The 10,052-nt window shown below is 46.0% G+C and carries 8 protein-coding genes; 1 reads left to right on the top strand and 7 read right to left on the bottom strand.

The features are described from left to right. Positions 1-29 precede the first annotated feature (29 nt). The 7 genes from C7R91_RS28510 to C7R91_RS29930 all read right to left on the bottom strand — a co-directional run bounded on the left by C7R91_RS28510 (position 30) and on the right by C7R91_RS29930 (position 9,351). Positions 30-893, bottom strand: coding sequence for an ABC transporter permease subunit (locus C7R91_RS28510; protein WP_047071080.1), 864 nt, complete (start codon positions 891-893; stop codon positions 30-32). Positions 894-1,242: 349 nt separating this feature from the next. After that, positions 1,243-1,767: a GNAT family N-acetyltransferase gene (locus C7R91_RS28515; protein WP_106786246.1), complete on the bottom strand. Its 525-nt coding sequence runs from the start codon at positions 1,765-1,767 to the stop codon at positions 1,243-1,245. 33 nt (positions 1,768-1,800) lie between these two features. Then, positions 1,801-3,894 carry an ABC transporter transmembrane domain-containing protein gene (locus tag C7R91_RS28520; RefSeq protein WP_047071078.1) on the bottom strand — a complete coding sequence of 698 codons (2,094 nt, stop codon included), beginning with the start codon at positions 3,892-3,894 and terminating at the stop codon, positions 1,801-1,803. A gap of 20 nt (positions 3,895-3,914) precedes the next feature. Beyond that, positions 3,915-4,439, bottom strand: coding sequence for a hypothetical protein (locus C7R91_RS28525; protein ID WP_047071076.1), 525 nt, complete (start codon positions 4,437-4,439; stop codon positions 3,915-3,917). 74 nt (positions 4,440-4,513) lie between these two features. Then, positions 4,514-4,972: a chemotaxis protein CheX gene (locus tag C7R91_RS28530; protein WP_047071074.1), complete on the bottom strand. Its 459-nt coding sequence runs from the start codon at positions 4,970-4,972 to the stop codon at positions 4,514-4,516. 178 nt (positions 4,973-5,150) lie between these two features. Continuing rightward, complete coding sequence (locus C7R91_RS28535) at positions 5,151-5,549, bottom strand: hypothetical protein (RefSeq protein WP_047071072.1); 399 nt, start codon at positions 5,547-5,549, stop codon at positions 5,151-5,153. Positions 5,550-5,619: 70 nt separating this feature from the next. Beyond that, positions 5,620-9,351, bottom strand: coding sequence for a S8 family serine peptidase (locus C7R91_RS29930; protein WP_047071071.1), 3,732 nt, complete (start codon positions 9,349-9,351; stop codon positions 5,620-5,622). 189 nt (positions 9,352-9,540) lie between these two features. Between C7R91_RS29930 and C7R91_RS28545 the strand changes: the two genes are divergently transcribed. After that, a complete protein-coding gene (locus C7R91_RS28545; RefSeq protein ID WP_047071069.1) occupies positions 9,541-9,981 on the top strand; it encodes a MarR family winged helix-turn-helix transcriptional regulator in 441 nt (146 codons plus the stop codon). The last annotated feature ends 71 nt before the right edge of the window (positions 9,982-10,052 follow it).

The raw sequence follows: 10,052 nt of genomic DNA on the forward strand, positions 1-10,052 counted from the left end.
ACCCTCACTCATTCCAAAAAAAGTCTGGGTTATTTATACACAACCGCGCGTTCAATCACATACAGAATGAGACGAATCAGTAAATAGACCAAAATGGATAGCAAAATAATACCTAACAGTCCCATGACAGCAGCATTGAATTCGTATCCGCCATCTTTGCTAAAAATAAACCGGGTCAAGCCTACAACGTTTAATAAGTACTCAACAATAAACAAGTTGGCTACCGAAATCGCTATTGTCTTCTTCAAATCAGCAATGAGAAACGGCTTGATATTTTTATAGACGTGGTGGATGAGAACATGCCAAATCCCCATCCCCTTGGCAAGTGCGGTTTTAATGTAGTCTTCGCCACCGATTTGTGCATACTTCAAACTAACTACCTTCATGAGGAAAATCGTTGGTCCAATTGACAGCAGTGTGATTGGAAACCAGGTACTCTCAGAGTCACTTACGGGTGACAGGGTGATAATACGAATGTTCGTCATCTTGTAAAATCCGACCGCACCCACAATCGAAACAACAATTAGGATAAAATCAGGAATCGTTGCAAGCAGATTCAAAACCTTTTGAAATTGACGTACAATCCGAAAGCGCTGCAATAGCAATCCAAAAATAATACTAGCTAGGACTGCCACACTAACACTTGCGAACAGCAGTTCAAAAGAGCTAATTGCAAACGGAAGGATATCCTCAGCGATACTCCTTTCCGTTTGCCCCGAATAATAGGTTCCGAGGGAGCCTTCTGCAATCTGTTGAATCAGATATACCGTATGGACTACGATATTTCCCGGTTCGAACACGATTTCTTCCTTTTGCGTATATAGCATGAACGGCCCACCGCAAACGACGATCACTAGGAAAAACATCCCAATTAATTGTTTTACATAGGTCAAGGTCTCATACCCCCTTACTATTTCCAACAATACACTATCTATTAAAAATCATCTAGACAATAGAAAATATTTTATTTTTTTATTCTATTCAAACAGAAATAAAAAGTGGCTGAGCAGGATAGCCTGTCAACCACTTCTCTATTCATGGGAACAGTTGATTCGAAAAAGATGATTGCTGATCGATTACTTCGTGGAAGAAGTAGCTACACGCAGCTGCTCATTTTTCATGAGAAGATTTTGAATCGAAGCAGTAAAAGGTTTTCTTACTCCATCTTTCAAACGTGGTACCATTGGAATCATCTGATAGACCTCCTTTCTGGCAATATCTTCTTAAGAATAGCATTTTTCATTATTTAACGTCAATTATGGCTATTCCCAGATAGGAAGCGAGCTGATTGATTTCGGCCATGTAGATGTTTTCTTGTCCGTAATAGCCCTCCTGCTCCCCTGCAACCTGGGCAAATTTCGAATAGAGCCGGTTTAAATAGGCTTGGTCAGCATCAGCGCAAAAGGTCACCTGTTTCACTTGTGCGTTTTCTGCTTGAACCTGTCTGATTAAATGGCGAAAGCCTTTCAAAAATACCCTGCTCCTTCGATATTTTTCTTCGACGATAACAGAATGAATATAGCAAATTTCGCCTTCTGGGTCTGGTTGCCTTTCTGCCGTCAAATATTGATAATGCCCCCATCCGACCAATTTACCTCGCTCGTCTTCTATCAGGATCAAATGAGAATCCGGGAGAAACGTCAAAATATGAGCAAGCGTGTCACTAAGGGAAAACATACGACTAAATTCCAATCGATTGCGCATAAAGAATAGCGTGAATTGGGCAAAATCATTGTCACTGGTACATTTTCTAAATTGGACATGCATCCTTTGCACACTGCCTCTCTCTTTTTCTATTGGTTAACGTATCGGCTGTTGGACGTTCTTGCCAATCGTCGAATGTTGGGACGTGATGTACTGGTATACCTTCAACGGTAAGGTCAAAACAACACAAGAGGTGAGAGCCGTCACGGTTGTTGTCTGTAAAGCACCCGCCAAGACTGTTTCTCCAAAGTGATCGCCGTCCTCCAAGATCGCAAGTCGAATCTGCTCCTCAGATTCAGCAGATTTTTGGGATACTTCTACCTTTCCGCGTGCGAGGAAGTGAACCTTCTCTGCTGCTTCTCCTTCCCGAATGATCGTCTGCCCAGCCGTAAATGTCTCGGTATGGAAGAGATGCAAAATATCAGGCATACTGACACCCAAAACATCCGTAACCCCTTCTGTCGCAGTCAAAACACTTTGCTTGTCCCATAGCCTTCTGTAATAACCCCGCTTTTGCAACAGTTGAACATGGGTCCCTTGCTCGACTAGTTCCCCCTGCTCCAACACAAATATTTGATCCATATCCGTTATCGTCGCCAAACGATGTGTGACCGTAATGACAGTCCGATCGCTGGAAAGCTTCGCAAAAGTCCTGTTAATAGAAGCCTCTGAAATGGGATCGAGCGCAGAAGTGGCTTCATCCAGAATGAGTAGAGAAGGATTGCGCAGAATCGCACGAGCAATGGCAAGTCGCTGCCTTTGCCCCCCAGAGAGGTTGCTGCCCCCATCCAAAACAAGTGTTTCGTACTCGTCTGGCAGACTCATGATAAAGTCATGGATCTCCGCTTGCTGGGCAGCCATCCTCAGCTCCTCCTTGGTTGCATCGAGTTTTCCTAGCCGGATGTTATCCGCTATTGTTCCGTGAAAAAGAAAGTTATCCTGAAAGACGACCCCTACATGGTTGCGAAAGGCTCCTCGATTACATTCATCGAGTTTTGTTCCATTTATCTCGATTTGACCAGAACTAGGTTCATATAAGCCTAATAACAGCTGAACGATGGTGCTTTTTCCAGACCCGCTGGAGCCAACAATCGCAACTTTCGTCCGAGCCGGAATCTGCATGTTAACCTGCTTGATGGATAACTGATTTTTTTGATAGCCAAACGTAACATTTTTTACGGACACTTCGGTCGTACGCAAATCGAACTGTTCCGCTCCAAAATGGTCGACTTTATCACTGGGTTCATTCAGCACCTTTTGGATTCGCTCCATACTGACTTGTGTATCTGTAATAAGCGGGAGAGTAAAGGTCAGATTAAATACTGCATTCCCCATCGACGTATACATGGTGAAAAAAGCAACAAGCGAACCGACAGAGATTCGCCCGGTGAGTGCCAGATAGGAACCGAAGCCAATGATCGTAAAGTTGATGAGTAGTAAGCACAGCGCAGGAATTCGTTCCAGATTCGCTGCCATCAAATTTTTTCGATAGTTACTGACCAGCAGCAATTTGAGTCTTTCATTGAATTTATCGATCATGACAGCTTGCAGATTGAAGCCCTTGATAACCATTTGCGCTTTCGCATTTTCCTGGACATCATTCATCATAGCTGCGAGCTGTTCTTTGTATGCGGCATTGACTGCGTAGGCACGTCGGCCAAGCAAATAAGGGCCTGAGAAGATCAAGATTGCTCCCGCCAAAATACACAGCGCCATCCCCCATTCCAAGTAAAACAACACCATCGTAGTAATCGTCACGACCGCCAATGACTGAATACCCGTCGTGAAGAGAATCGCTAACGATCTGTCAATGACAGGCAAATCCACCGAAAAGTGAGAAACCAGTTCGCCCGAACGCGTTTTGTGGAAATAGCTGACCGGCAAATGCTGCATATGCGCAAACAGTTTTTGCCGTAAATCATTTTGCACACGTGCGCTTAGTTTTGCCAGCACATAATCACTGATCATTCCAGCACTGACACAGATAATCCCGCTAATCGTCAATACCATCATAATAACCGTGAAAACGTGCATATCTTTGGGAACAATCGCTTTGTCAATGATCATCTGGAAACTGAGAGGTGCCAAGGATAAAAAAAGCAGATCGAGTGCAAGTGTGAGGAAAAAAAGAAAACTCAGGAGCTTATAGGGGCGTATGTAGCCAAACAGGCTTTTGATGACGAACAGCATCGTGACGTCTCCTTCTTGGATTAGAAAAATGGTTCATGTTGAAACCTGGCTGCATAGGATTGCCAAGCCAAAAATGATGCGCGGTATTCATCCAATGGACCGTTTGCCGTTTCCACAGAAGCTACTCGTTCTGCAATCTTGGTAAATAATTTGCGTAAAGAGTCGTCCGAGGAAGTCCAGAATCGAAACTCCTTCACGTCCTCCTCCATATAGGCAATATACTCGGTTACATACTGAAGGGCATGCAAAAAAAGGCGACTGCTGCGATACTGTTCTAAAAAATAGACTACCTGAATTTGAACGATATGCTTGTCTTCGTACTGATTTTCACCTGTCCCGTAAATGTATGAAAAAGCACCGATCACTTCATCGTCATCGTTGAAGCAAAGAAATGCTTTCCCCTCCATTAAAACGGGACTCGCCAGAAAACTAAGCGCCACAGTAAAGGAATATGGCATGCGAAGCTGGTCGTAATTTTCCAATAAAAAGGCCATGTATTTCTCATAATACATCTCAGCTGAGCAGATCGAGAAGTAATGATCCATCTCTTTCCATCCCTCCTTTGAATGATAAAGCGTCGGTACGTATCCTTCACAAAAAAGACGGCCATTAGCCGCCTCTATCTTATCACAATTATTTGAATATCCAGTCTGCCCATGTCATGAAGATCGAGCGGTGCAGTCAATGCTGTCCCTGCCATGTCTTTCAAGTCATGCTGATGTAAAAATAAGGGCGGGGTTATGTCTACAATAACTCCTTGATTGGACAAAAGCGTACTCGCATTCCCAGAAATCATGTTCCCCAACTCGGAAATGGCACTTTTTCCGAGCTCATCCATCTCTTGCACGGGATAGCCGCCCATCATAGCCGAGACAATGCGCAAAGCCAATTCCTCTTGCAGACCAAAAAAGACCTCACCTTGTAATTGACCTGTCATTCCGATTCGAATCCATGTATGGCCTTCTACATGGCTCCATTCTCTTTCAGCTAACTCTCCACGCGAAATGTCGACATTGCATACTTGTTGAATCACGGACGAAGCTGATTCAAGAAATGGATCAAGGTACTGGACTATCATCTGCATTCTCTTCCTTTCCCGGGCAATTCTCTTAGAGGTTGTTCAAAAAGTCGTCTTTTGATCACATAGTAATACTGGAAGCCTATTCGACATCGAAAGAGGTGCTGAAAAGACGACTTTTTGAACACGCACTCATATAGGACTATCATAATGTCGATTTTTGGCAGATGCAATAGGATTACGAAAACTTCATAGGCATAAGGTCACGAAAACAAGGTATAGCGGGGAAGTATTCCTCTACTTTTGTCTCATGACGAATGGTATAGATAGCCGTGCACGTTCGCAAGTCTAATATTTCTACACCAATCTCATGCTTACTCAATTGCCACATCGGAAGGTGCACTCGATCAAAGGCAAAAACCGTATCTCCAAATCCCAAGCATTCCTGTATACAACGGACAGCATCGTAATGTTCATCGGCCTCAAGCAAATGAACGGGCTCCAAACCGAATTGCTCGATCAGATGAAGGCGATCCCGCAATTGCTCTGCCCCACGCTTCCTTCTGGCTGTCCTTCTCGGGGATAGCACAGGGTACTCTCTCATAACATATTCCCACATGATCCCGTGGTAAAACATCGAATAGACTCCTCCTACAAAAATTTGGCCCGGCAATAGCCGTTTATCTGCTACTGACGGGCCCGCTATCCTATTTTTTCTTTCCGACGACGCTCATCTCCGCTCGGGCTTCCCTCCCCAGTGCATCGGTGGCAACAACCGTCAGTTTTTGCTTGCCTTCCTCTATCTCATGAAGCACCAAGCGAAATAGCCCATGATCGTTCGCGTTGGTCTGAAAGCTCTTTGATCCGTAGTTGATTTGGAGGTTAACAGCACCAGCACCTGTCACCTTCCCTTCGATGGGCAGCGCTTCACCTTCCTGCCCTTCTAGCTGTTTGTTCGGTAGCTGAATCGTCGGAGCTGGCACTGTTCGCGCCTTGTAGGAGATACGCTGCTCCCCATTGCTTATGACGACCGCCCCTGCATTAGCGTCCACATACGCATACACCAGCAGCATGCTTTCATTGCCTGCACCGTCTTTCCCTTCGAGCAAAATGCGATTTTCTCCCTGCTTCATACTCAACATTTGCGTTACGTATTTTTGCGCAGGGATTTCCAATTGCTCTTCTTCAAAATAGGACACGATTTGCCCATTGACACTTACCTGACCTTTGTATGTTTGATCTCTGTACATGAAGCGGACCGGAACCAGCATGTTCTTGGTTGCTGGATCGAACTGTACGTCTTCGCTGCCATCGTTTAGCAATTGCAGTATCGGAGGGCTCGTATCGACGATGACACGCTGCGTGAATTGGCGCTTGTTTCCATACATATCCATTGCACTGTACATCACATAGTTGAGACCCTCCGTTAATCGCAGGATGGTTTCAAATGATCCATCCGCCGCCAGCTTTACAGGCGTTTTGTTAATCGCCAAGCGTACTCTGTCCATCATATCCTCGCCCGTTACTTTCCCCCTGAAGGCTACATCGGGCTGCTTGGATATTTTCAAATAAGGAAACAAATCATCCGGGAACTCCACAAATGGCGGAGTGCTGTCGCTTTTCCCGTTAATATGCGCCACACTGATATTCCCCGCGTAATCATACGCTACCACACTCATTTTTTTATCCGGCTGATTAATGAGTGTGCTAGACACTTTTGGAGAATAGGGGCCTCCAACTCTTTTGCCGTTTACATAAAGGAAATAGGCCTGGATATCTTTATCACGGCTACTCCACTGAACCCGGTTTCCTGACACAGAAGCTGTAATCACAGGAGCTTTTGTATCCACGCGGATGGGAAGTGTCATCGATTGCCAATTTGCATTGCGATCGTCTATTTTGGCCTTAATGGAGAATTGATATTGCCCATCAGGTGCCTGTATATAGGCGCCTTTTTGCGGTGAAAAGATCTTTCCGTCCCAGCTCCACGCTTCCTTTTCCGTATAATAGTATGGCGTCCCCAGCTTGGATTGATCGTACTTGCTTACCTTTTCATCACGCACAAGAGTGCGAATCGGCTTGCCTGACTGGTCTGTTACTTCGACGATAATATAACGGGCATTGCGCAAAAATGTAATCGAAGGCGCAGCGACATCGTAATGCCCATCCCCGTTTGGCGAAAAGGCAATATGATTCGGCTCGATTTTCGCACCGCCATCGGCTTTGACACCTGTAACGCCTAGATAATCCCGATAGCGCCATTTGTCATTGCGTTTATCATGATACCAGGTCGTCTTGACACCTGTTCGTTTTTCCTGACTTTCTGCCTCCCATACAGGTTGATCCATGATCCTTGGTTCATCCCAATCGCCGTAGAAGCCATAAAACGGCGTGCGCAACGTAGGCAGCTCTTTATCATCTGGTTGAAAGGAAATAAATCCTTCTGCAAATTGATTGCGTGGAGAGCCTGCTGGAATTGTGAGCGTTACCTTCACTTCCTCTAACTTCCCTGGCGCAACGGTAATTTTAGGGGCGGAAAATTGCAGTTCTGCCCCCTCGAAAAGGGTATCGGTCAGCATGTTGAGCCCATCCTTGCGCAAGTCAGTCAAGACGCCAAACTCATTCTGCAACTGATACGTAATGGGCTTTTTGCCAAACTTGTTATTAATAAACAGAGAAAAGGTCGTTGAATTCCCGATCTCTCCCAACGAGACGCCTGCTTTTCCTTTTGCAGTCACAACGATGGCTGGGGTCTTGATCGCTTTTGCGATTTGCATCAATCCTGCCCCTTGGACCCGTGGGCTGTAAGGCACTTTTTTTATTTTCTCTTTATCCGCTGCTGGTATGCTGATTTGCGGATCGATAATCGGTTCTGCTGTGTTCATTGCCGCAGCCTTTAACGTATCGACAAGCGATCTGCCTTGCAGGTTCCGCCCTTGCTTGAGATAGCCTTGCTTCAGCAAAGCCATCCCGCCTGCCACATGTGGCGTTGCCATTGACGTACCACTTTTCACGGCATATTCAGACTCTCGCGTGAGTGACAAGATGCCCCCACCTGGAGCGGCAATCTCCGGCTTGAACTGCAAATCGGGCGTTGGTCCCCATGATGAAAAAGCCGAGATCGTTCCTCCGTCTGGATAAGGCATCGGATTTTGTCCATAATCACCGTTAAAGGAGACTGTTACTTTCTTGCCTTTTTTAATCGCTTGTGCCATTTGCTCGCCCATGTGCTTCAATATAGAAACAGCCGGGATTTGTTTGGCATGCTCCGCACTGATAATCAGTGGTCCCATTTCATTGTTGTAGATGACGGCACCAACTGCTCCTGCTTCTTTCGCGAGACGCAGCTTTTCGTCGAATGAAATGTCGCCTCGCTCGAGCAATACCACTTTATCTTTTACGGAAACATTGTAGTCTTCCTTCTTCCCTTTCCCCATATAGACGAGCGGATACGGCTTCATCAGTGTCATGACGGGGTTTATGGCACCCCCGCCTTCCACATAGCCCGATAAATACACGACTTTCTCCATACCGGGTACCCCTTGCACCGTGAAGCTATAGCCGGCCAGTGCTGTAGCGTTGACAGAAGCAACTGAAAATGCATCAGGACTCAAGCCTGGAGAACCGATCATGGCGATATCCGGATTCTGTGCACGTACCTTATCACTGCCGAAATACGCATCATTGCCGGCAGCTGCCACTACTATGATTCCATTATCGACCGCTCGCTTCACAGCCATTTGCTCCACATTTGTTTCATCCACATAACCCGCTGAGGAACCGAGACTCAAGTTGATGACATCTGCTTTTTTCGTAATAGAATCATTGATCGCAAATAGGATCGATTCACCTAGCCCTGGAACCTCGCTTTGATAATTGGAAAATACTTTTTGGCTGATGAGCTGTGCTTCAGGTGCCACCCCTTTTACTTTTCCGTTCGCAGCAATAATTCCCGCCACATGGATACCATGCTGAGATTCGGATACGTCTTCCGTTGTTTGCGTACGGTCAGCCCAGTTAAAACCAGGGATCACCTTCTGGGAAGAGCCTGACTTTTGCATGGCTGACCGCTTATCATGCGGGGTAGGCAAATCGGGGTGGCGCGGATTGACTCCCGTATCGACCACGGAAACAAGCATCCCTTCCCCTTTTACCCCCGCATCCTCCCAAGCCTTAGTCGCCTCAATCATTTCCAGCGAATCGACAGGCGCGGATTTTAATTGCTCACCTCGCAGTAGCAGTTCTTGTTTATGCCATTCATCTGCCTTCGTTTTATACTCCTTGTCCGCCTTGCCTGTATGTAATGGCTGGTGCATTTCCGCGAGATCCTGCAAAATCTGCGTACGAATGGTCGCCGTTCCTTCAAACGCTGTTGTGCTTACAGTCGTTGCGGGAAGCAAAGCCAATATCAATCCAATGCTGCATACCTTTTTCTTCATCGTTTGCCCCCTTGCTGGAAGTCATTCCATTATGTTTTCAGTTTTCACTAGGAATCGCTCGGGTATTCCCTTCTTTTCGCGAAGGTTGACAAACGAAGCATTTTCTGCCTATATTTAAGTGCATTAAATATTACATATCAAATATTCTCGCTCACGAAGAAATAGATCAAATAAGGAGATGATACGAGCATGCCCTCCCCCTCTACAGATACACTTGAACGCTTGCAGGAGGCGTTTCGTACCATTATGCGCACGATGGGAACGCAATTAGCCGAACCTGTCTCTGGCTTAACTGGACCGCAATTCTACATTCTTCATCAGTTGGAACTGAAGGAAAAATGCACTGTTGGAGAATTGGCTGAATCAATGGGGGTCAAACCAAGCGCAATCACAGCAATGGTCGACCGTTTGGATAAACACGGCTTCGTCGCCCGTGATCGTGATGAGGAAGATCGCCGAGTGGTTTACATCAGCTTGCGTGATTCCGGCAAAAAAATTCTGCAAGTAGCCAAGCAGAATCGGAGAGAACAACTAAATAAAATGTTTTCTCACCTCAGCGAGGATGAACTCCAGCAGTTCGTCAGCATCTTTGAAAAGCTGGCGGTGGCGGCGGTCATCGAGGCGAATTGAATAAACTTCTTGTACGTTGCTGTTGTGGTGGGGAGGAAACAGGAGAAAACGCTCAGATTCTAGGGCCACCC

It is taken from the genome of Brevibacillus formosus, assembly GCF_003013405.1.
Taxonomy (GTDB): Bacteria; Bacillota; Bacilli; order Brevibacillales; family Brevibacillaceae; genus Brevibacillus; species Brevibacillus formosus.